The sequence below is a fragment of the Pseudomonas sp. FSL R10-1350 genome, assembly GCF_009600525.1.
Classification (GTDB): Bacteria; Pseudomonadota; Gammaproteobacteria; order Pseudomonadales; family Pseudomonadaceae; genus Aquipseudomonas; species Aquipseudomonas helleri.
This window is the reverse complement of the sequence record NZ_WIVR01000046.1, coordinates 1-23,564: the sequence shown is the minus strand read 5'-3', so window position 1 is coordinate 23,564 and position 23,564 is coordinate 1. Positions and strand designations below refer to the sequence as shown.

Genomic DNA, 23,564 nt, shown 5'->3' with positions numbered 1-23,564 from the left:
TTTCAGGCTGTAACTTTGGCGCTTAGCGCCTGTTCAGCCTTGGCGATTTCTTGATTGCGCAAAATAAAGCGCTGCAACTTGCCGCTCGGGGTCTTCGGCAATTCACTGACAAATTCAACTTCACGGGGGTAGGCATGCGCCGCCAGCCGCTGGCGCACGTGCAAGCGCAAGGTTTCGGCCAGTTGCGCATCGCCCAGGTATTGAGGGCTCAGCACCACAAACGCTTTGACCACTTCGGTACGCTCCGGGCAGGGTTTGCCGACGACAGCGGCTTCGACCACTGCCGGGTGTTCGATCAAGGCGCTTTCTACGTCGAACGGGCCGACGCGATAGCCCGAGGTGGTGATCACGTCATCGCTGCGCCCGACAAAGCTGATACTGCCGTCCGGGTTCAACTCCACGGTGTCGCCGCTCAAGTAGTAATTGCCGACAAACGCTTTGGTAGTGAAACCTTCATAGCCGCCAAACCAGCACATCGGCGACTGGCTGCGATCAACGGCCAGAATCCCCGGCTGCCCCACCGGCAGTTCCTGATGGTTGTCATCCAGCACCACAATCCGGTGGCCAGGCGAAGCAAAGCCGGCTGCGCCCATATGCACCGGGTGCTCCAGGCCATGGTGATTGCACAGCACCATGCCGACCTCGGTTTGACCGTAGTGATCATGAATAGTGACGTTGAGCTCTTCGCCGAACCAGCGAATGACTTCCGGGTTAAGCGGTTCACCGGCGCTGCTGACAGCCCGCAACTGGCCTTTGATCTTGCTTGAAAACGCCTCGCCGGCAGCAATCAGCATGCGGTAGGCGGTCGGGGAGCCCGTGAGGTTGGTAATGCCGTATTTCTTGATGACCCGGCAGGTGCTTTCGACGGTAAACGGCCCGTCGTAAAGCGTGATCGGGTGGCCCATCGACAACGGCCCGGTGATCCCGAAGTAAATCCCGTAGGCCCAGCCTGGGTCAGCGAGGTTCCAGAACGAGTCCTCAGGGCGCAGATCCACCGCATCGCGGGTGTAACTCTGGAATGCGACGATGGCCTTGAGCGGCACCAGCAGCGGCTTGGCCGGGCCGGTAGTGCCCGACGTAAACATCAACAGAAACGGGTCTTCCCCACTCAGCAGCACCGGTTCACAGACGGCCGGATAATTGTCCAGTTCAGCCCAGAAACTGAAATCGCCGCGTACCAGTCCCTGGCCTTTGGCGCCAGCCACCGTGACGATGGCCGGGCAGTCGTTGACTTCATTGAGTTTGGGCCGGTTGACCGCGTCGGTGACCACCAGCGCAGCACCTGAACTGTTAAGACGGTGCTCAATGGCTTTGGGGCCGAAGGCAGTGAACAGCGGTTGATAGATCGCGCCGATGCGCCAGGTGGCAAAGACCACCACCAGCAACTCGACATTGCGCGGTAACAAGCCCGCCACCTTGTCGCCCTGCTTCACGCCCTGGGCCAGCAAGAAGTTGGCAAAGCGCGCGGCCTTGTCCTGCAAATCGGTGAAGGTATACGTGGCGCTACTGGCGTCGCGCCCTTCCCAGAACAGTGCAATACGCCCTGGCAAAGCGTGCCGGTCGCAGCACTCAACGCAGGCATTGAGTGCAGACAAATGGCCGTTCAGTGCACCAGCCACCGTCCGTTGGTAGTCAAAGTCATTCATCGCGGTCAGATAGTCGCGCATCAGCAGAATCCCTCGGTCTTTATTGTTGGAGTGGGAACCGTGAAAAGTCCCACTGATAGTCGCCTCGGCAAGGCTCTACAACAATAGTCAAACCGCTCAAGCTGGCTGACTGTTTTGGCCAATCAAACACCCGTGCCCTCTTTAAGCCTGCAACAGCGGGCGCAAGCGCTTGCCGGGGATGACCGGCTTGCTGAAAAACGACCCGTCAGTCACATATGTAGTGCCTAAAAATAAACACTACATATTTGTTGACGACACGAATTTCCCATCGCATTATGCAGACGTCTTCCCCACCGGAAGCGCTGGAAAGGGTTGTTGCAAGCATGCTCGACGAGCTGTCGGGCTGTTCCGGGATAGGTACTGCCCACAAGGCAGAATTGATGAAGCTGACCTGGCTTGATCGTCCGAGTTTAAGGCGTGAGAGGCTAGCGAAACGTCCTCAAGAGGCTTGTGGTGATGCGACATGTCGCTCAAGCATCCTGGTTAACGTTGCTCTCCCTCGCTGTAAGCAGCATGTTGTAGTGTTTTGTTTCACTACTACATCTGCCGGACTCAAGGCCAGATCTGCTTTAGATGGATATTACGTAGCGCTGCATGTGCAGTTGCGCGAATCAATTAGACAGATCAACGAGTGGTCAAGGAGTTAGCTATGAACCTGAATAATCAACCGACTGTTAACGAGCTGGCTCGACTCTTCGCTGCTCAGAAAGACACGCTGAACGACCACATTCTGTGGGTGTGCAATGAAGGCACTGTACGTATTGAACCGGTTGTTGCGTGCAAGGAAGAAACCCAATTCGAGAAAGAGCGCCCACACATGCGAGCTCATCTCAAGATGTACCGCCGTGGCCAAGGCTACGTGGGCAAAAAAGCCGCTGCCGATAAAGAGTTTATTGCGCGCGTGCTGCAAACATTGACACTGACTTGGGAAAAAGCTCAAACCGAGCAAGCCCTGGTTAAAGTTAACAGCTACAGCTGATAACGTCCGCCCGATAAAACCCCGGATAACCTCCGGGGTTTTTTATGGGTATTAAATAGACGGCGTTTTAATACACGTTTCAGTGCCTCGACCACCAGGCCCATAACCCTCTTGGCTACCGCGCATATAGTCGGGCAGATAATAGGATTTATGCAGAGTCGTCGTGTAATGGCCTTGACTGTCCTGATCGTGGGTGATGACGCCAAGCCCCAAGCCACGGTCTGTCGGCGCCTCAGCGCTGTCATTGGCAAAGTAGATCGACAATAACTGCCCTTGCGCAGCGGCATACCCCGAGTAAGTAATGGGTACTTGCTCAGTTCCAACATTGAGCGTTAATCGATAAGTGCCAAAACTTTTCTCAAACTGACTGGCCTCTTCATCAAGCGTCAATACAAGATCCCCCTTTAAAGGGCCGTCATGGCTGTCAAAACCCGTGCACTTATAGTGACCGGCAATATGCAGAGGGTCCGCAGGTGCCGTACTGGCCACACTGCTGGTTGAAACAACGCAAACAAAGCATGCAGCGATAAACGTTTTTCCTGGCGCAATACTCAGCATGTTTAGCCCCTTGAACAAAATAATAGCAATTGGCCTTTAATTTTGTTTTAAGCCAATGCGTTAATAACAACGTCGGGCAAACTACACGCTAACTGACAAGGCCACAGCCAGGATCTGACAGCAGATTGTTCCAAAATTTTTCGAGATATACGGGATGTACTTTTATTTAGTTAAGTCCGGATTATCCAAGGTGTAGACAAGAACGCCCCTCTTCCCGCCTGTAGGAGCGAGCTTGCCTCGCGATCTTTTGATCTTGGCCCCGAAGGCTTTACGGCTGCTGCGCAACCGGACGTAGCCTCGCAAGGCTCGTCAACTGCTACAAGAACGTGCTACCGCGGCATGTAATCGCGCTGCCAACTACGCGGGATTTTTAGCGATACCAGCCCCAGGAACGACGCCAGCCCCGCACTGAACAACAGGGCCCGGATGCCGAATTGCGACTCCAGCGCCGCCCCCGCGACGGCACCGGCCAACATGCCCGTCCACGGCACTACCTGCAAATGCCAGTTGGGCCGCCGCTCACCCAGTATCCAGCGCCCCAAGCTGCGACCAAACCGCGACAACGCACCCGTCACATAAGTCAGCCCCACCTGCAAGCCATTCACCTGCTCGACCGCCGCATTGACCATGCCCATGGCCAGCACTGCCGTTAGCAATACCGTCACTTGCGACTGCAATGGCAACAAAGCCGCCGTGCACAGCAACGCCGAAATCAGCAGCATCAAGGGCAAAGCCCGGCGGCCGCCCCAGCGTGCAAAAACCACTCCCAGCGCATTCCCGGCAACAAACGCCAGTACCGCAAAGCCGAGGCGCAAGATCACCTGTGTATCGCCCTGGGCAATGCCCACGGCCAGCCGCGTGGTGTTACCGCTCATAAACGAAATGAAATCACCGACCGCCAGAAAACCGATGGCATCGGTCATCCCCGCCAGCACCGATAAACAGGCGACAAACGTCAAACCCACACGGTTACGCAAGGCACGCACGCGCACAAACGCGGAGGTTTTAGACGTTTCCAATGGCCCACGAGACATCCACTACAGTCCTTTTAGAAATAGGTGCGGGTTAAATATATGCAGTAAAGCGCTTTACGGAAGCTACCCACACGAAAATTCCGTTTTAATCGTAGGTCTAAGCGAACCAAGTCTGAAAAAGGCGTCTAATAATCACCACTCTCAAGGAGCAGAGGCACGAGCTGCACTGACAGGGAACCGACAGGTAATCAGGCAAGCCACACGCTTGGCCTTGTATATCATTGCGCTTCAATACCCAACGTAGGGTTGGTATAAAGCGCGCTGAAAAAATCGGCCCTTTTTCCATCGCTGATCCAGACGTAGCGTTCAGCGGGCTCAACACTTAATTCGCAGACAGTTCAAGGTACACGTCGTATGAAGATCAGCATTATCGGTTTGCCAGTGGTCATGGTGGCGGTTTTGGCACTGGCTGGTTGCGCAACCCCCACTGTGGTGACCTTGCAAAACGGCACGCAGTACCTGACCAAAGACATGCCCAACACCAAAAGTACCAGCGGCTTTTATGAGTTCGAGGATATCGCCGGCAAGCACATCAAGGTCAAAGCTGCAGATGTAGCCACCATCAAAGCGAACAAATAATCCCTCAGCTACCGCTCAAAATCAGACTGCGGTAGTGCCCCGGGTTGGTACCGGACCATTTGCGAAAGGCTTTGTAAAACGAGCTGGTATCGGCAAAGCCCAAACGCAGGGCGATGTCCGCAAAACTGAGGTCCGGTTCAGCCAGCCAACCAATCGCCAACTCTTTACGTACGCCGTCCTTGAGCCCCTGGAAGGTTTGCCCCTCCTCGGCCAGACGTCGCCGCAAGGTTGAAGCCGACAGGTACAGGCTTTGCGCCATGCCTTGGGTTTCAGGCCACTGCTCGGCAGGTAGCTGTCGAAGGTCTTGTTTGATCTGGCTCGCCAGGCTTTGTGGATCGCGGTATTTGACCAGGATATTGGCGGGGGCCTGGGCCAAAAACCGTTGCAACTCTTCGTTACTGCGCTTGATCGGCGCATCCAGGTAATCGGCCGCAAAGATCATCCGCGTGCGCGGCCGATCAAAACGCAGGTTTTCGGAAAACATCACCTCATAGTCGCCACAGTAATCAGGCTGGGCACAGCGCAACTCAATGGCCAGAATCGGAATCCGCCGCCCCGCCAGCCAGCAAGTCACGCCGTGCACGATCATCCAGTAGGCAAAGTAGGTGAAGGCACGGCTGGACTGCCCTTCAGGCTCATGCAAGACGATTTCGGCCACGCTCTGCTGGCGGACCAGCTGCGCCGGCAATCGCTCAAGCATCAGCGACAAAAAACCCAGCACCAGCTCCACGCCCTGCGCGAGGGTGGGCTGGGCCATGGCCGAGCGGCACATAAACTCCAGGCTGCCCGCACGCAGCTTGCGCGGGTCCATGCCGAAAAACTCGTCATCAAGGCGCCGCGCCAACAGCCGCCACATGCGTGCATAGGCAATGGCTGGTACACGCGCTTGCGGCGCGTCCAGCAGCGCCGGGTCAATGCCGACCTTTTGCAGCACTTCGTGCATGGCGCCAGTGGTTGCACAGCTTTGCAACAGCGCTTCACTCACCAACTGGATAGAGATGGTGTCTTTGTTCAACATTGGCGCCGATCCCAGGCCGATGACAGTCAAGTGTCGGCCATCTTAAGCAGCGCCAGTCAAAAAGCCAGCCCTAGACCAACCGCTGAATCGGTTTATGCCGCCAAACCAGTCGGTAATAGGCAGTCTGCATGATCAGCATCGTGATGTACGTCACCGGGAAGGCCATCCATACGCCCTCCAGCCCGAAGTGCGCATTGAGCGCATACGCCACCGGCAGTTCGATGCACAGCACGCAAAACACGGTGATGCTCATCGGCACCAGCACCACGCCGCTGGCACGCATGATCCCGCCAATGGCCGACTGAAAACCGAACACCAGAATGCTCCAGAGCATGATGTGCAGCAGGTGCCCGGCACGCATGTGCGCTTGCGCGTCGGTGATGAACAACCCCAGCAACCAGTCGGACAACACATACCCCAGCAGGATCAAGGTGCCGGTCAGGCACAGGTTGATCAGCAAACCGGTGCGCAAAATCGGCCCGATACGCTCGATGCGCCCGGCACCGATCGCTTGTGCGCCAAGAATGGACGCGGTAATGGCAATCGACAGGGCCGGGAACTGCACGTAATTGACGATTTGCGTCACCGCCCCATACGCCGCTGTGGCTTGCGAACCATGGCTGTTGACCAGCGCCAGAATCACCAGCTCCGACAGCGACAGCACCACCATTTGCAGGCCCGTCGGCAAACCGATGCGCAGCACTTTGGCGAGGATTTCGCGGTTCAGGCGCAACGCCAACCACAACTCGCGATCCGGCGCCATCACGTGGTTTTTATGACGTAAACGCAACACCAAAAACAGCATCGCCAGTACGTTACCAAACAGCCCCGCCACCGCCGCGCTCTGGATGCCCATCTGCGGCAAACCGGCCCAGCCAAGGATCAGCGCCGGGGTTAGCAGCAAGCCCACGGCCGTAGAAACCATCAGCGCCAGCAACGGCGACACGGTGTCACTGACCCCGCGCAGCAACTGGGTGAACAGGATAAACACCAGCAGCAACGGCATGATCAGCATCATCACCCGCGCATAGCCAACGGCTTCGTCGAGCACGTCAACCGGGGTGCCCAGCGCCTGCATCGCCGGGCGCGCAAAGAGGCTGCCGAGCACCGCCGCCAGCAACCCGACCAACGCGCCCAAGGTCAGCGTGGCACCGGTGATCTGTTTGACCATCGAGGTCTCACGCGCACCCCAGGCCTGACCGATCAGCACCGAAGCACCTGCGCCCAGGCCGATAACCAGCGCAATAAAGAAAAACACAATCGGAAACATACCCGAGACCGCTGCCAGCGCCTGGGTACCGAGCAATTGCCCTACGTAAATCCCGTTGAGGGTGCCGGAAAAACTCTGCAGAAAATTGGACAGCACCATCGGCGCCAGAAAGATCAGATAGATCTGCCACAGCGGCCGTTGCGTGGGGGTTTGCATAACACAGGGTCCTAAGTCAAAAGCGCTGACGGGTTATACCTCAACGCGACAGTGTACGGGCATCAAACCCGAACTCGGCTACCCTATCCTGACGCCGGGCTGAACATGAAGAATAATTAAGAAACGTTTCAGCTTTTTGTGGGCAAAATGTGCTCACTGTTGACAAAGGCCAATCAGGTGACGGTATGACGCGCATTTTGACCATCGAAGATGATGCCGTAACGGCGAAAGAGATCGTGGCTGAACTGAGTAGCCACGGGCTGGAAGTTGACTGGGTCGCCAATGGCCGTGAGGGCCTGGTTCGCGCCGTGAGTGGCGACTATGACCTGATTACCCTGGACCGCATGCTCCCCGAGCTGGACGGCCTGGCGATTGTAACCACGTTGCGCACCATTGGGGTCAGCACGCCGATTCTGATGATCAGCGCCCTCTCCGATGTGGACGAGCGGGTACGCGGCTTGCGCGCCGGCGGCGATGACTACCTGACCAAACCCTTTGCCAGCGACGAAATGGCCGCCCGGGTTGAAGTTCTGCTGCGCCGTAAAAGCCCGGTCGACAAGCACGAAACGTCGTTGCGGGTTGCCGACCTTGAACTCAACCTGATCACCCGTGAAGCCAGCCGCTCCGAGCAGCAACTGAGCCTGCTGCCCACCGAGTACAAGCTGCTGGAATTTTTGATGCGCAACACCGGGCAAATCCTCTCGCGCATGATGATTTTCGAAGAAGTCTGGGGCTATCACTTTGACCCTGGCACCAACCTGATCGACGTGCACATTGGTCGCCTGCGCAAAAAAATCGACCCGCCGGGCCTGGTGCCCCTGATTCGTACCGTTCGAGGCTCGGGTTATGTCATTGCCGAACCCCTCTAAGGGCTGGCGCTCCTCCAGCAGCCGACTGCTGGCGCTGTACAGTTTTTTGTTCGTGGCCTGGAGCTGCATCCTCATGGGGGTGCTGTATTACGAGGTCTCGGACTACCTGGGCAACCTGGCCAAGCATTCGCTGATGCAGCGTCAACATCTGTTTGCCCGCTTTAAAGGCGAGCAACTGGATGACGCGCTCGCCACCAGCATGACGTTCGATCTTCGAACAGTAGATGCTTATGGGCTGTTCGATGCGCAACACCGGCCCATCAGCGGGCCGATCCTGGCCATTCCGCCGGACCTGCCCCTCGATGGCCAGATCCACGAACTGGCGAACTGCATCAACTCCGACGACCCTGACCTGCCGCGCGACAGTTGCGACGCGGTAGCCACCCAAACCCAAGATGGCCGCCTGCTGGTTCTGGTACGCGATAACGGCTCGTTGTTCGCGGTAACGCGGATCATCTTGCACGCGCTGTTCTGGGGCCTGTCGCTGACCATCATCCCCGGCATTGCGGGCTGGCACCTGCTGCGTCGGCGACCGTTGCAACGCATTCGGGCCATTCAGGCCAGTGCTGAGGCGATTGTCTCCGGCGACCTGACCTACCGTTTGCCGCTGTCCAACCGGCGTGACGAACTGGACATGCTGGCCGCCATCGTCAACGCCATGCTCGACCGCATTGAGCGGCTGATGCACGAAGTCAAAGGCGTGTGCGACAACATCGCCCACGACCTGCGCACCCCGCTCACCCGCCTGCGCGCGCAGTTGTACCGGATCCAGCAGCAAGCGGCAGAAGGCTCGCCCGAGGCGCTGCAACTGGACGAAGTGATTGGTGAAACCGACACCCTGATGGCGCGTTTTCGTGGGCTGCTGCGGATTTCCGAACTGGAAGACCACCAACGGCGCTCAGGTTTCCTGCCGCTGGACCCGTTGGCCTTGCTGCAGGAGCTGTACGATTTTTACCTGCCACTGGCGGAAGAAGGCCAGGTCACGTTGACTCTGGACACCCCGCCCGCGCTTCCCGGCACGACCGGTGACCGCGCCTTGCTGTTTGAGGCGCTGGCCAACCTGTTGAGCAACTCGATCAAATTCACCCCGCCGGGCGGCGAAGTGATCTTGCGCGCAGCCAACGAAGACGGCAGCCCGCTGATTGAGGTGCTCGACACCGGCCCCGGTATTCCCGAGGCCGAGCGTGAGGCGGTATTTCAGCGTTTCTACCGCTGTGACGACAAACACAGTGGCTTTGGCCTGGGCTTGTCCATCGTGGCGGCCATTGTCAATTTGCACGGCTTTAACCTTGAAGTCGGCAGCCGTAAAGGCGGTGGCGCCAGACTGACCCTGCACTGCCGGCAAAGCCTGATCAACGTCGGTTGAACACCACTCATAAAACCACTCCTTTCGCAGCCTTCGGCAGCGACTACGGGTGGTTTTTGTTAGCAACGTAACAACTTGGCACATTTCTTTCTTGCGTTTGCGCGCTTGCATTTCTGCGACTACGTAAAGGGAAGTCATGTCTGAGTTTGGTGCTATCACTGTTCCACCTAAACGGCCGGCGGCTTTCGTCTGGCATTACATTCGCCAAAATCCCGGTTGGTACTGGGCGATTGCCTTGCTTCAGGTCGGCGCGGCAATGGCCGCCACCCTCATGCCGTATGCCATCGGGCGCATCACCGGCGCCGTCAGTGAAGGGCTGTGGGACCACACCGATTTGTTCCAGGCCAGCCTCCCGGCACTCGGCCTGCTGTTCGGCCTGGCCGTGGCGCAGATGGTGTTTGCCCGCGGCGCGACCTTCTGCATGATCATGGTGCGCCCGCAACAGAAGGTGCAGATCACCCGCGACCTGTTTGCCTACCTGCAACAGCACTCACCGCGCTATTTCGGCGAACACTTTGCCGGCAGCCTGGCCCAGCGCATCAGTGAAGGCAGCATCGGCCTGCTGGATGCCACGTGGGTGTTGATCGTCGAGATGTTGCCGATTCTGGTGGTGCTGACCACCAGCCTGGTGCTGCTCACCCTCGCCTCGCCCTGGCTCGGTTTGGGCCTGTTGGTGTGGGTTGTCAGCTATTCATTGCTCGCGTACGTGCTCTCACGCAAAGCCCAAGTGCTGGCCAATGACCACGCCAAGACCCGCAGCGTCACCACCGGCAAAATCGTCGATGCGGTGAGCAACCTCAGCAGCATCCGCCTGTTCGCCCGCCAAGACTTCTAGCTCGGCTATTTAAGCCGCTACCAGTCAACCGAAAAAAAGGCCGCGCAACGCTCATTCTTCTACCAGGAAAAGATCCGCCTGCTGCAAGACAGCCTGTCCATTGTGCTGCGCGTGGGCCTGGTGGCACTGGCGCTGTACCTGTGGCACCTGGGCAAGATTGATGTAGGGCAACTGGTGATGGTGGCCACGCTGGGCCTGATGATCGTGGCGCAGTGCAGCTTCTTGAGCATGCAGTTCATGCACTTTTTCGAGTTTGTCGGCAACATCGAAAACAGCATCAATACCCTGCTGCAACCCCACGAAATGCCGGATCGCAAAGACGCCCAACCGGCGCTGATCGATAAAGGCTCGATCCACTTTCGCAATGTGGATTTCAGCTACAACCCCGGCAAACCGATTTTCCGCCACTTCAATCTGGACATCCCGGCCGGGCAACGGGTCGGGATTGTCGGCCTGTCGGGCTCTGGCAAATCCACCCTGCTCAACCTGTTGTTACGCTCTTATGATCCCCAGGGCGGCACCATCGAAGTCGATGGCCTCAATGTACTGGGGATGACCCAGCAATCGCTGCACACGCACATTGCCTTAATCCCGCAAGAGCCGGGGCTGTTCCACCGCTCACTGCGCGAGAACATTGGTTATGGCGACGTGCAGGCCAGCGACGAACAAATCGCCCAGGCCGCGCAACGGGCCCATGCCCACGAGTTTATTCTGCAAATGCCCGAAGGCTACGACGCCTTGATTGGCGAACGCGGGGTCAAACTGTCGGGGGGGCAACGCCAGCGCATCGCCATTGCCCGGGCGTTGCTTAAAAACGCGCCGATCCTGGTGCTGGACGAAGCCACCGCCAGCCTCGATTCCGAAACCGAAAGCCTGATCCAGAACAGCCTCGACGACATCATGGCCGACAAGACTGTATTGGTCGTTGCCCATCGTCTGTCCACCCTCGCCCACCTGGACCGTATTGTCGTATTGGATAACGGCTCGATTGTTGAAGATGGCAACCACGCACAACTGCTGGAACAACAAGGTCTGTATTACCGTTTATGGCAACACCAGTCGGATGGTTTATTAAGCGATATCGACCAGCCCGAAACCATTACCGAACTTTAAACCCCTCTGTAGGAGCGAGCTTGCCTCGCGATCTTTTGAATATTTAAAAGATCGCGAGGCAAGCTCGCTCCTACAGTTTTTTTCTGCAGTCAAAAACAGCCATAGAACCTTTAACACTAACGCTATAACCCAATAACTTCACTGTACTCATAGCTGTCAAACAGGTGTTTCAAAGGTGTTCCATTTTTAACAGCAAAGCCACGGCCTGCCTGATTGTCAGACAATGTACACGCTACCCGTTCCTGTTTAAAACCCCGCTCAAAACCCTCTGCATACCCCGCACTGCTTATTTATATAAAAAATATAAAAAAGTTCACATGACTCACATCAATTAAACGTATTGGCACACCGGTTGCTTTATCAAAGTTAACAAAACTTAACATTGAGCTGTCATGCCTTAGTTAATAGATCCCGTTGTAACCATGCACTACCAAGGCCGCGTGCGGACGCTGTTTGTCCGCGCTGGGGGAGCGGCTTGCTTGAAAAAAGTGATTTGCCAGGGTCGACACAACCCAACCGGAGTCATGAGGGCCCACAAGGCCATTCCAATAAACATCTAAAAAAGTCGGATGGAACCATGCAGAGTAAGCGTTCTGGTTTTAACGTAAAGCCATTGGTTGCAAGCCTGCAACGGCATCGTTGGGTGCCGTTGTATCTGGTCGCTCTGGGGATGAGCGCTGGCCAGCTTCAGGCGGCAGAAACACCTGCGACAGATGATTCAGCTGCACCCACCACACAACTGCAACGCGTCGAGGTCACCGGGTCGGCCATTCGCCGGGTAGATGCCGAAACGGCAGTGCCCATTACCATTCTCAACATCGAACAACTGCGCAATGAAGGGGTCACCACCACGGCGCAAATCCTGCAACGGGTCACCGGCAACCAGTCGACGATCAACGCGGCCAGTTCCGTGGGTTCCTCATCGGGCGGTGCCAGCTTTGCCGACATGCGCGGCATCGGCTCCAACAAAACCCTGGTGCTGCTCAACGGCCGCCGCCTGGGCAACAACGCCATCGATGGCTCGGCCGTCGACATCAACACCATTCCCTTCGCGGCCATTGACCGCGTAGAGATCCTGCGCGACGGTGCATCGGCGTTGTACGGCACCGACGCCATCGGCGGGGTGATCAACTTCATCACTAAAAAGTCCCTGACTGACGGCACCCTCACCCTCGGCGGCGAAGCCCCCGGCCACAGCGGTGGCGGCAACAGCCACGACCTGAATGCCAGTTGGGGTTACGGCGACCTGGAGCAAGACCGCTTCAACGTGTTCGGCGTAATCGGCTACAACAAGCAGGACAGCTTGAAAGCCACAGATCGTTCGTTCTCGAAAAGTTACGTCCCCGGCCGCGGCCTGGACCAGACCTCGGGCGTCTCCTACCCGGCCAACTACAGCCAGAATGGCGTGACCACCAACCCGCTGTCCGCCAGCAACTGCGACGGTCCCAACCTGGTCGCGCGCCAGGGTGTATGCCGCTACAACACGCGCACTTACCTGGACCTGTTGCCTGAAACCGAAAAGACCTCCTTCTTCGGCCGCGCCACCGGCAAGATCACCGATGACGACAACGTCAACCTGGAGTACTTCTGGGCGCGCAACAACAACTCGGTGAACATTGCCCCGGCGAACCTGGTCGGCGTCACCCTGGACCCGACGTCGCCGTACTTCCCGGGCAATGGCATCACCCCCGGCTCCACCAGCGCGTCTTTTGACCCCAGCCAACCGGTGGGCCTTAACTGGCGCGAAACCGCTGCGGGCGGGCGCTCAACCAAAGACCAGAACACCAGTCAGCGCGTGGTGCTGAGCTTTGACGGCGTGGCCAAGGGCTGGGACTACAACCTCGGCGCGTCGTACAACCAGAACCAGGTCACCGAAAGCCTCACGGGCGGGTTTGTCAGCGACTCAGCCATGCTCGACGGGATCGCCAATGGCATCATCAACCCGTTCGGCCCGCAAAGCGCAGCCGGCCAGCGCCTGATTGACGCCAGCCAGTACCGTGGTCAGTACATCTCTTCGGTAGGGCGCGTGTCGGGTATCGATGGCCGTGCCAGCCGCGAAGTCGGCGACTGGTTCGGCGCAGGCCCGGCCGGGCTGGCCATCGGTGGCGAATACCGTCACGAGGCCTACCAGCAGAGCTATGCAGCCTTCGCAGACGACCTGGCCAGCCTCGGCGTCGACCCTAACGCCCGCGTCTCGGCAGACCGCAACGTGAAGGCGGTGTACACCGAACTGAACGTACCGGTGCTGGACACCCTGGAACTGTCGGCCGCCGTGCGTCACGACAAATACAGCGATTTTGGCAGCACCACCAACCCGAAATACTCGTTCCGCTACCAGCCGATCAAAGAGCTGGTGGTGCGCGGCGCGTACAGCGAAGGCTTCCGCGCACCCTCGCTGTATGAGCTGTACAACCCCGAATACCTGACCTACACCCAGGGCTTCTATAACGATCCTAAACTGTGCACCAACGGCACCGTGCAACCGGGCGGCGATGCGGGCCGCGATTGCGGTCAGCAGTTTCACCGTCGCACTGGCGGCAACACCAACCTGTCGCCAGAAACCGCGCGCAACCTGACCCTTGGTTTCGTCTATCAACCGGTTCGTGACCTGTCGGTGGGGCTGGATTTCTGGTGGATCCACATCGCCAACCAGATTGCCGAGTTCCCGGAATCGACAGTATTTGACGATCCAAACGCCTATGCCGACCGTTACATCCGTAACCCCGATGGCTCGATCAACTACGTGCAAACCGGCAACGCCAACCTGGGTGCGGTCAAAACCAGCGGTGTCGATGTCAGCGCCGACTACAAATTCCCCAACACGCCTTACGGTCAATTTGGCCTGGGCCTGCAAGGGACCTACGTCACTCGCTACGACTACCAGACCACCATTGGCGGCAACTACACCGACAACGTGGGTGACTTCCAGGGTGTCGGCGTTGTCGCGCGCTGGAAACACGTGTTGAGCGGCACCTGGAACCTGGGGCCTTACCGTGGCTCGCTGGTCAACCGCTTCACCAGCGCCTACAACGACTTCGACCCAAGCACCCACAGCCGTGTGGCGTCGTACACCTTGTGGGATATTTCGGCCGGTTACACCTTCGACAAAACCGTCGATCTGGACGTGGGCGTGAAAAACCTGTTTGACCGCGACCCGCCGTTCACCAACCAGGCCTATAACTTCCAGAGCGGTTACGATCCACGCTACACCGACCCACTGGGCCGTACCTTCTTCGCCCGTGCGACTTACCACTTCTGATTCGTTCACGACGTTGATTGTGTGGGAGCCGGGCTTGCCCGCGATGGCATCGACCTGGTGCCGGTTCAGGACCTTATCGCCTGAATCGCGAGCAAGCCTGCTCCCACAGTGACTCCCGCAGCCTTGCCAAGCGCAAGGCTGCGGGTTTATTCAACACAGTAGATGGCTCCACACGCGGCACAAGGAAACCCCATCATGTCTTCATTTTTCATGCCCCTGCTCCGCTCGCTGCTGGTGCCCGCGTTGTCGTGCGTGTGCCTGGCTGTCAGCGCTGCGCCCGGCCCGGCCATGACGGTCTATGGCGAGGCGGCCAAATACCCCGCCGACTTCAAGCATTTTGAATTTGTGAACCCCAACGCGCCCAAAGGCGGCTCACTGAGCCGTGCAGCGATGGAAATCGGCCAGTTCAACCACATCGTGCCCTACGTCGATCAAGGCACCGGTGTCGTGCAAGTAGATCAGTGGGTGTATGAGCCAATGGCCTTTCGCTCACTGGACGAGCCCTACACAGTCTACGGCCTGATAGCGCAACAGATGGAGCGCGACCCTGACGGCCTTTGGGTGCGTTTTTACCTCAACCCTAAAGCTCGTTTTAGCGACGGCACACCCATCACCGCGCAAGACGTCGCCTTTACCTACAACACCCTCATGACCCAAGGCAGCCTGAGCTATCGCATGCTCTACGGAGAGGTCAAAGACGTGGTCATCGAAGGACCTAGGCAAATTCGCTTCGACTTTAAAAGCAACCAGAACCGCACTCTGGCTCTGGACCTGGCCAGTCTGCATGTTCTCCCCGAGCACTGGTGGAAGACCCGCGACTTCGCCAATGGCGGCGGCTTCGAACCGCCCCTGGGCAGCGGCCCGTACACCGTGTCCAACGTCGACCCGGGCCGCAGCATCAGTTTTCAACGCAACCCCGATTGGTGGGCCAAAGATTTGCCCGTGAGCAAGGGCTTGTACAACTTCGACCGCCTGACAGTGAATTTCTACAGTGACACCGACATCGCCCGGCAACTGCTCAAGGCCGGTGCGTTTGATTACAACCGCGAATTCTCGGCCACCGGTTTCAGCATCGGCTACGACAGCCCGGCCCTGACCGACGGGCGCCTGCAACGAGGCGTGTTTGCCAAGGACAAACCGGGCGCGCCCCAAGGGTTTGCCTTCAACCTGCAAAACCCGGCGTTCCAGGACCGCCGGGTGCGCCAGGCGCTGAGCCTGCTGTGGGACTTTGAGTGGACCAACAAACAAATGATGCGCAACTTTTATGTGCGCCTGCAGAGCTACTTCCCGAAAAGCGACATGGCCGCCACCGCCCTGCCCGACGCCCGCGAGCTGGAGATTCTTGAACCGCTGCGCGGCAAGATCCCCGACGAGGTGTTTACTCAGATCTATCAGGCGCCGAAAACCGACGGCAGCGGCTACATCCGCGACAAACAGCTGCAAGCCCTGGCGCTGCTCAAGGAGGCAGGCTGGACGCCCAAGAACAACCAACTGGTGAATGCCCAAGGGGAACCGTTCACGTTCACCTTCCTCGATGGTCAGGGCGGTTTTGACCGCATGGTCATGCCGTACAAACGCACCCTGGCGCAGATCGGTATCACCATGGAGATTCGCAAGGTCGATTCCGCGCAGTACATCAACCGCCTCAATGCGCGCGACTACGACATGATCGTGGTGGCGTTCCCGCGCAGTGGCCAACCCATCGTCTCGCCGGGCCGCGAGATGTACGACATGTTCGGCTCAGGCAGCGCCACCCAGGTTGGCTCGTCCAACTCATTTGTGCTGCGCGACCCGGCGGTCGACACCCTGCTCGACGGGCTGGTGCAAGCCAACAGCCGCGAGGAGATGGTGCATTACGCCCGCGCCCTCGATCGCGTGCTGCAATGGGGCTACTACATGATTCCCAACTACTACTCCATCGGCACCCCGACCGTGTACCAGAACCGCTTCGGCCGCCCGGCCATCGAACCCAAGTTCGATGAAGGCCTGGACACCTGGTGGGAAGTCAGCAAAACCGCGCAAACCAACGCGCAGCTGAAGGAGCATTGAAATGCTGCATTACATCAGTCGACGTTTGTTGCTCATCATCCCCACCTTGCTGTGCATTCTGGTGGTGAATTTTCTGATTGTTCAGGCCGCACCCGGCGGCCCGGTTGAACAAGCCATTGCCCGCTTGCAGGGCTTCAGCGGCGCCGGAGTAGGCGGAGGTGGCGGTGAAATCGCCGCCGGGGGTTCGGGTGCCAGCCGCAGCAGCCGGGGCCTGGACCCGGCACTGATCGAGGAGATCACCAAGCATTACGGCTTCGACAAACCCATGCACGAGCGCTTGTGGCTGATGCTCAAGAACTACGCGCAACTGGATTTCGGCAACAGCTTTTTCCGTGGGGCCAAGGTCACTGACCTGATCTTGCAGAAGCTCCCGGTGTCGATCTCGCTAGGCTTGTGGGCCACCCTCATCACCTACCTGATCTCGATCCCGCTGGGGATTCGCAAGGCCATTCACAACGGCAGCAAATTTGATGTGTGGACCAGCACCGCGATCATCATTGGCTACGCCATGCCCGCGTTTCTGTTTGCCATTTTGCTGATCGTGGTGTTCGCGGGCGGCAGTTATGTGAGCTGGTTTCCGATCCAGGGCATGGTCTCGGACGACTTCGACAGCCTGAGCTTTTTCGGCAAGATCGCCGACTACCTGTGGCACATGGTCTTGCCGGTAAGCGCGCTGGTGATCGGCGGCTTTGCGACTCTGACCATCCTCACCAAAAACAGCTTCTTGAATGAAATCAGCCGCCAGTACGTGGTCACTGCGCGGGCCAAAGGCCTGACCGAAAAACGCGTGCTCTACGGCCATGTGTTACGCAACGCCATGTTGCTGGTGGTGGCCGGCGTGCCGCAGGCGCTGATCGAAGTGTTCTTTGCCGGTTCCTTGCTGATCGAAACCATCTTCAACCTCGATGGCATCGGCCGCATGAGCTACGAGGCGGCGATATCCCGCGATTACCCGGTGGTGTTTGGCACGCTGTTTCTGTTCACCCTGTTCGGGCTGTTGATCAAGTTGATCGGCGACATTTGCTACACCCTGCTCGACCCCCGTATCGACTTCTCGGCGAGGAATGCCTGATGTTTACCCTCTCTCCTCTGGGCCGTCGACGCCTCGCCCACTTCAAGGCCAACCGCCGTGGTTGGTGGTCGCTGTGGTTATTTGTCGGCCTGTTTGTGCTGTGCCTGGGCGGCGAATTGATCGCCAACGACAAACCGCTGGCCGTGCATTACAAAGACCATTGGTACTTTCCGATTGTGTCGCACTACAGCGAAACCGACTTTGGCGGCGAGCTGCCCTTTGAGCCGGACTACAGCAGCGATTACGTGCGCAAGTTGATCACCGACCAGGGCGGCTGGATGCTCTTTGCGCCCATTCCGTTCAGCTACGACACGGTCAACTACGACCTCAAAGAACCGGCGCCCAGCCCACCGAGCGCAACCAACTGGCTGGGCACTGACGAACAGGCCCGTGACGTGCTGGCCCGGGTGATTTTTGGCGCGCGAATTTCGATTCTGTTTGCCTTGATCCTCACCGCAGTCAGCGCCTTGATCGGCATTACCGCCGGTGCCTTGCAGGGTTTTTATGGCGGCCTGGTGGACCTCATCGGCCAGCGTCTGCAAGAAGTCTGGGCCGGGCTGCCGGTGCTGTACTTGCTGATTATTTTGTCGGGCTTTGTGGCACCGAGCTTTTGGTGGCTGCTGGGCATCATGGCGCTGTTCAGTTGGCTGGCGTTGGTAGACGTGGTGCGCGCCGAGTTTTTGCGCGGGCGCAATCTGGAATACGTCAAAGCCGCACGGGCGCTGGGGCTGACCAATGGCGCGCTGATGCGTCGGCACATTCTGCCCAACGCCATGACCTCGACCCTGACGTACATCCCGTTCATTTTGACCGGCGCGATTGCAACCCTCACCGCCCTGGATTTTCTCGGTTTCGGCATGCCGCCCGGCACCGCCTCGCTGGGTGAATTGATCGGTCAGGCCAAGCGCAACCTGCAAGCCCCGTGGCTGGGCCTGACTGCGTTCTGCGTACTGGCGCTGATTTTGTCGTTACTGGTGTTTATCGGTGAAGCCTGCCGTGACGCGTTTGATCCCCGGAGTTGAGATGAACGACACATTGATTGAAATACGTGACCTGCGCGTCGGCTTTGCCGGGCGTGAAGTGGTGCACGGCATCAACCTGGATATTCACCGGGGTGAGTGCCTGGCGCTGGTGGGCGAATCGGGCTCGGGCAAGTCGGTGACGGCGCACTCGATCCTGCGCCTGTTGCCGGGCAAGAGTGTGGAAACCCAAGGCAGCATCCGCTACAACGGCACCGACCTGGTAAACGCCAGCGACAGCCAGTTGCGCAACCTGCGCGGCAATCGCATCGCGATGATTTTCCAGGAGCCGATGACCTCGCTCAATCCGCTGCACACGGTTGAAAAGCAAATCAGTGAAGTGCTGATCACCCACAAAGGCCTGAAAAAACGCGCCGCCCGCGAACGCACCCTGGAACTGCTGACCCTGGTGGGCATTCGCGACCCGCACAAACGCCTTAATGCGTATCCGCATCAGCTGTCTGGCGGCCAGCGCCAGCGGGTGATGATCGCCATGGCGCTGGCCAACGAACCTGAACTGTTGATCGCCGACGAGCCGACCACCGCGCTGGACGTCACCGTGCAGCAGAAGATTCTGGAACTGCTGATCGACCTGCAACAGCGTCTGGGCATGTCGTTATTGCTGATCAGCCACGACCTCAACCTGGTGCGCAAAATCGCCCAGCGCGTGTGCGTGATGCGCGGCGGTGAAATTGTCGAGCAGGCCACCTGCGAGGATCTGTTTAAAGCCCCGCAACACCCTTACAGCCGCATGCTGATCGAGGCCGAACCTAGCGGCAGCCCTGTGCCCTGCGATTACCGGCACAACCTGCTGGAAGTCGACGATTTGAAAGTCTGGTTTCCCCTGCCAAAGCCCCTGTTCAGCCGCGAGCGGCATTACGTCAAGGCCGTGGACGGGGTCAGTTTTGAGCTGAAAAAAGGCAAGACCCTGGGCATTGTTGGCGAGTCCGGCTCGGGCAAATCGACCTTGGGCCAAGCGATCTTGCGGTTGGTGGAGTCTGAGGGCGACATCCGGTTTGGCAACAAACAGCTCAACCTGCTTAATCAGGACCTGCTGCGCCCGTTGCGTCGGCAAATGCAGGTGGTGTTCCAGGACCCCTTCGGCAGCTTGAGCCCGCGCATGTCGGTGCAGCAGATCATCAGTGAGGGCTTGCTCGCTCACGACATCGGCACCGAACAAGAGCGTGAAGCCGCAGTGATTCGCGTGCTGCAAGAGGTGGGACTCGACCCTGAGAGCCGCCACCGCTACCCGCACGAATTCTCGGGCGGCCAGCGCCAGCGCATCTCCATCGCCCGGGCGCTGATCATGGAGCCGGCCCTGATCCTGCTCGACGAACCGACCTCGGCACTGGACCGCACCGTGCAAAAACAAGTGGTGGATTTACTCCGTGACTTGCAGGCCCGGCATGGCCTGACCTACCTGTTTATCAGCCACGATCTGGCGGTGGTGCATGCCCTGGCCCACGACATGATCGTGATCAAGGACGGCAAAGTGGTGGAACAAGGTGATGCGCAAACCCTGTTCGACAACCCGCAACACCCGTACACCCGCGAGCTGTTACAAGCGAGCAGCGTAACGGTTTGAACCGGTTGTAGGAGCGAGCTTGCCTCGCGATCTTTTGATCTTTTAAAAGATCGCGAGGCAAGCTCGCTCCTACAGACATATAAACAAATGGAATATTTAAATCGTTTTATATTCTTTTTTAAAAGATTATTTTCCTGCAAGACTCTCGTCATAAATCTTCTAACTCATGATGAGAACGAAATGAAAAAACTCACTGCCCTCACCGCGCTGACGTTGGCTGTTTTGTCGGGCCTGGCCCACGCTGATCGTCTGGATGACATCAAAAAGTCCGGCGTACTGCGCGTGGCTTCGTTTGACAGCAACCCGCCATTCGGTTTCGTGGACGCTAAAAGCAAGCAAATTGAAGGTCTGGACGTGGACTACGCTAAGGCCATCGCCGACAAACTGGGCGTGAAACTGCAACTGCAACCGACCAACCCGGCCAACCGCGTACCGCTGTTGCTCTCCAACAAGGTCGACCTGGTACTGGCCAACTTCACCATCACCCCTGAACGCGCCGAACAGGTGAACTTCAGCATTCCGTACTTCGCCTCGGGCCAGCAATTTATCGTCAAAAAAGGCACCCTTAAATCCGAGGAAGACCTGAACAAATGGCGCGTCGGCGTCGACAAAGGCACGGTCAACGAAGGCGTGCTGCGCGAGAAATTCCCGGGCGCCAAAGTGATTGCCTACGATGACACCCCGTTCGCCTTCACCGCCCTGCGCAATGGCAACGTCCAGGCGATTACCCAGGACGGCCCAAAACTGATCGGTTTGCTGGCCAATGTGCCGGACAAAGACAAGTACGAAGTGCCGCCGTTCACCATTTCCAATGACCTGATCGGCGTGGGCATTCCAAAAGGCGAGCAAGGTCTGACCGACGTGGTCAACCAAACCCTCACCGAGCTTGAAGCCAAAGGCCAGGCGCAAAAAATTTATGACACCTGGTTCGGCCCGGACACCAAAACTCCGCTGACCCGCCTGTACAAAATCGGCGACAAGAGCTAAGTCGCGCTAGCAACACTGAATAACCCGTCACGGACAACCGGACGGGTTTGTTTGTTTCTGGATGGACGTTGTTTATGTTCGGTGAACTGCTTGCCCCGCAATACCTGCATTGGCTGTTCGATGGTTTTGTTCTCACCCTGATCCTTTCGCTGTTGACCTGCCTGGTAGCCACCGGGCTGGGGTTTTTGCTGTGCCTGGCGAGGATCTCGCCCTCGCGCCTCTGGTCATGGCCCGCACGGGCATATCTGGCGCTGTTTCGTAATACGCCGCTGCTGGTGCAACTGTTTTTCTGGTACTTCGGGGTTACGGCGATGCTGCCCGAAGGCTTGGTGGTGTGGCTTAACCAGCCGCGCAGTCTGGACCTGGGTCTGTTCGAGCTTGAATGGCCGTCCTTTGAGTTTCTTGCCGGTTTCTGGGGCCTGATGCTCTACACCGCGGCATTTATTTGCGAGGAGTTCCGCGCAGGCGTCAGTTCGGTGCGCCTTGAGCAACGTGCCGCCGGGTTGGCGCTGGGCTTCAAGCCGGCGCAAGTGTGGCGTTACATCGTCTTCCCGCAAGCCCTGCGCACCGCACTGGGGCCCCTGCTGGGGCAATACATGAATGCCCTGAAAAACTCATCGCTGACCATGGCCATCGGCTTGGCGGAGCTGTCTTATGCGTCGCGTCAGGTCGAGACCGAAACCTTCAAGACCTTCCAGGCCTTTGGTTTCGCCACTTTGCTGTATGTGTTGAGCATCGCCCTGCTTGAAGTCATCGGGCAGTTGATTGCGCGCAGCAAGTGGTATCGGCAGGGAGTACTCTAAGCCATGGACTTTTCGGTAATTAGCGACAACCTGTCGTACTTCTTGATCGGCGCCTACCCCAACGGCCCGCTGGGCGGGGCTGCATTGACGCTGGTGTTGAGCCTGTTTTCGGGGGTGATTTCGGCCATCTTGGGCCTGTTGCTGGGCATTGCCCTGGTGATGATTCGCTCTAAAGTGCGCTGGGTATTACTCGGCGTACTGGGGTTTTTGCGGGCCATTCCGGTGCTGATGCTGATTTTCTGGAGCTACTTTCTGCTGCCGATTGTGTTCAATGTCGATGTACCGGCATTGGCCACCGTGGTCTGCGCCCTGTCGTTGATTGGCGGCGCCTACCTTGCGCATTCGGTGTACGCGGGCATCAGCAGTTTACCGGCGGGGCAATGGGCGGCGGGCAAAGCGTTGGGGCTGGGCACATGGCAAGTGTTGCGCTTGATCATCCTGCCGCAGGCATTGCCGATGATGCTGCCTTCATTCCTCAACCAATGGATTTCACTGATCAAGGACACGTCGCTGGCGTACGTGATTGGCGTGGGGGAGCTGTCGTTTGTGGCGACCCAGGTCAGCAACCGGGTAATGGTGCACCCGACCGAGATCTACCTGTTTGTCGCGCTGGTGTACTTCGTGTTTTGCAGCAGCCTGGACCTGATTGCCAACCGGCTGATCAAGCCCAAGGCCCAGCCCCGATAACTGCTGTTACAACGTGCCATAACTATGTACCGCAAGCACACAACCAATAAGCGTTCCAATAGGTCATCGAAAGGTTTTAGCCGGCCGAATTTCTCACAGCATGAAGCTGGATAGGCCGGCTGTAATAAAAGGAGTTTTACCTTGAACATGATCGACAACAATGACGCTCCCGTGGTGGCTGGCAAAGCAGGCGCTGGCGCCTACAACGCTCAGGTGCGCGATTTTCTTAATGAACGACTCAAGCAGCACGGGACCGACTGCGAGCAACTCTACATCACCACGGTTCACAGTGTGATCGAACCCAAAGTGACGTTCAGTCAAGACTTGCTGGCACTGGGCAATGACACCCTGGAGTGGGAGACCGTGCAAGCCCATGCCGAAGGTGTGGTGGGTATTTTCAGCAAGCAGTGGACATTCGAAGACGAGCACATATTCAGCAAACTGAGCGTCTCTGATGTTGAAGCGCTCATGCACGAACTGCTGGCAGAAGCCCGGAACAAATGGTTTGCCTGATCTAGCCGCGTAGCGCTGCACAACCCCCTGTAGGAGCGAGCTTGCTCGCGATCTTTTGATCTTGATCTAAAAAGGCCCCATTAAACCACGCTGGCCGAACGCAGGTTTTGCGCAGTGGGTAACCCGGCAGGACGCCGGGTTAGCCG

Annotated in this window: 20 protein-coding genes; 15 read left to right on the top strand and 5 right to left on the bottom strand. The window is 58.0% G+C overall.

Going from position 1 to position 23,564, the window contains the following annotated elements:
* Nucleotides 1-2 precede the first annotated feature (2 nt).
* Nucleotides 3-1,667, bottom strand: a complete 1,665-nt coding sequence (locus GHO25_RS18335; protein WP_153330071.1) for an AMP-binding protein — start codon at nucleotides 1,665-1,667, stop codon at nucleotides 3-5.
* A gap of 649 nt (nucleotides 1,668-2,316) precedes the next feature.
* Here GHO25_RS18335 and GHO25_RS18330 point away from each other — a divergent pair.
* Complete coding sequence (locus GHO25_RS18330; protein ID WP_048369992.1) at nucleotides 2,317-2,646, top strand: hypothetical protein; 330 nt, start codon at nucleotides 2,317-2,319, stop codon at nucleotides 2,644-2,646.
* Nucleotides 2,647-2,697: 51 nt separating this feature from the next.
* On the opposite strand, the gene GHO25_RS18325 is transcribed toward GHO25_RS18330, so the two are convergent.
* On the bottom strand, nucleotides 2,698-3,204 hold the full coding sequence (locus GHO25_RS18325) for a hypothetical protein (protein WP_153330073.1): 507 nt from the start codon (nucleotides 3,202-3,204) through the stop codon (nucleotides 2,698-2,700).
* A 329-nt stretch (nucleotides 3,205-3,533) separates the two neighbouring features.
* On the bottom strand, nucleotides 3,534-4,238 hold the full coding sequence (locus GHO25_RS18320) for a YoaK family protein (RefSeq protein WP_153330075.1): 705 nt from the start codon (nucleotides 4,236-4,238) through the stop codon (nucleotides 3,534-3,536).
* A 354-nt stretch (nucleotides 4,239-4,592) separates the two neighbouring features.
* Here GHO25_RS18320 and GHO25_RS18315 point away from each other — a divergent pair, with 354 nt between their 5' ends.
* A complete protein-coding gene (locus tag GHO25_RS18315; protein ID WP_048391386.1) occupies nucleotides 4,593-4,817 on the top strand; it encodes a YgdI/YgdR family lipoprotein in 225 nt (74 codons plus the stop codon).
* Nucleotides 4,818-4,821: 4 nt separating this feature from the next.
* On the opposite strand, the gene GHO25_RS18310 is transcribed toward GHO25_RS18315, so the two are convergent.
* Nucleotides 4,822-5,835, bottom strand: coding sequence for an AraC family transcriptional regulator (locus GHO25_RS18310; protein WP_153330682.1), 1,014 nt, complete (start codon nucleotides 5,833-5,835; stop codon nucleotides 4,822-4,824).
* Nucleotides 5,836-5,905: 70 nt separating this feature from the next.
* Nucleotides 5,906-7,261, bottom strand: a complete 1,356-nt coding sequence (locus GHO25_RS18305; protein WP_153391647.1) for an MATE family efflux transporter — start codon at nucleotides 7,259-7,261, stop codon at nucleotides 5,906-5,908.
* Nucleotides 7,262-7,446: 185 nt separating this feature from the next.
* On the opposite strand from GHO25_RS18305, the gene GHO25_RS18300 reads away from it, so the two are divergent.
* From GHO25_RS18300 to GHO25_RS18245, 13 genes are all read left to right on the top strand, one after another.
* Nucleotides 7,447-8,130, top strand: coding sequence for a response regulator transcription factor (locus GHO25_RS18300; protein ID WP_153330680.1), 684 nt, complete (start codon nucleotides 7,447-7,449; stop codon nucleotides 8,128-8,130).
* Entirely contained in the window at nucleotides 8,108-9,496 is a 1,389-nt protein-coding gene (locus tag GHO25_RS18295) for a HAMP domain-containing sensor histidine kinase (protein ID WP_153391645.1), read from the top strand. Before GHO25_RS18300 ends, GHO25_RS18295 begins: the two co-directional genes overlap by 23 nt.
* Before the next feature lie 136 nt (nucleotides 9,497-9,632).
* Nucleotides 9,633-10,331, top strand: a complete 699-nt coding sequence (locus GHO25_RS26620) for an ABC transporter transmembrane domain-containing protein (protein WP_256677247.1) — start codon at nucleotides 9,633-9,635, stop codon at nucleotides 10,329-10,331.
* A 102-nt stretch (nucleotides 10,332-10,433) separates the two neighbouring features.
* Nucleotides 10,434-11,444, top strand: a complete 1,011-nt coding sequence (locus GHO25_RS26615; RefSeq protein ID WP_372240946.1) for an ABC transporter ATP-binding protein — start codon at nucleotides 10,434-10,436, stop codon at nucleotides 11,442-11,444.
* A gap of 475 nt (nucleotides 11,445-11,919) precedes the next feature.
* Complete coding sequence (locus GHO25_RS18285; RefSeq protein WP_178110137.1) at nucleotides 11,920-14,703, top strand: TonB-dependent receptor; 2,784 nt, start codon at nucleotides 11,920-11,922, stop codon at nucleotides 14,701-14,703.
* 195 nt (nucleotides 14,704-14,898) lie between these two features.
* On the top strand, nucleotides 14,899-16,752 hold the full coding sequence (locus GHO25_RS18280) for an extracellular solute-binding protein (protein WP_153391641.1): 1,854 nt from the start codon (nucleotides 14,899-14,901) through the stop codon (nucleotides 16,750-16,752).
* Between the two features lies 1 nt (nucleotide 16,753).
* The gene (locus GHO25_RS18275; RefSeq protein WP_153333183.1) at nucleotides 16,754-17,824 is read left to right on the top strand and encodes a microcin C ABC transporter permease YejB; all 1,071 of its coding nucleotides are present in this window, start codon (nucleotides 16,754-16,756) and stop codon (nucleotides 17,822-17,824) included.
* Nucleotides 17,824-18,846: an ABC transporter permease gene (locus tag GHO25_RS18270; protein ID WP_048369961.1), complete on the top strand. Its 1,023-nt coding sequence runs from the start codon at nucleotides 17,824-17,826 to the stop codon at nucleotides 18,844-18,846. The genes GHO25_RS18275 and GHO25_RS18270 overlap by 1 nt, the downstream gene beginning before the upstream one ends.
* A 1-nt stretch (nucleotide 18,847) precedes the next feature.
* On the top strand, nucleotides 18,848-20,428 hold the full coding sequence (locus GHO25_RS18265) for an ABC transporter ATP-binding protein (protein WP_153391639.1): 1,581 nt from the start codon (nucleotides 18,848-18,850) through the stop codon (nucleotides 20,426-20,428).
* Between the two features lie 180 nt (nucleotides 20,429-20,608).
* Entirely contained in the window at nucleotides 20,609-21,415 is an 807-nt protein-coding gene (locus GHO25_RS18260; protein ID WP_048369959.1) for an ABC transporter substrate-binding protein, read from the top strand.
* 74 nt (nucleotides 21,416-21,489) lie between these two features.
* Complete coding sequence (locus GHO25_RS18255) at nucleotides 21,490-22,218, top strand: amino acid ABC transporter permease (protein WP_048369957.1); 729 nt, start codon at nucleotides 21,490-21,492, stop codon at nucleotides 22,216-22,218.
* A 3-nt stretch (nucleotides 22,219-22,221) separates the two neighbouring features.
* A complete protein-coding gene (locus tag GHO25_RS18250; RefSeq protein WP_048369956.1) occupies nucleotides 22,222-22,905 on the top strand; it encodes an amino acid ABC transporter permease in 684 nt (227 codons plus the stop codon).
* A gap of 141 nt (nucleotides 22,906-23,046) precedes the next feature.
* Nucleotides 23,047-23,418 (top strand): hypothetical protein, encoded by a 372-nt coding sequence (locus GHO25_RS18245; RefSeq protein ID WP_153374377.1) that lies wholly within the window; start codon nucleotides 23,047-23,049, stop codon nucleotides 23,416-23,418.
* Nucleotides 23,419-23,564 lie beyond the last annotated feature (146 nt).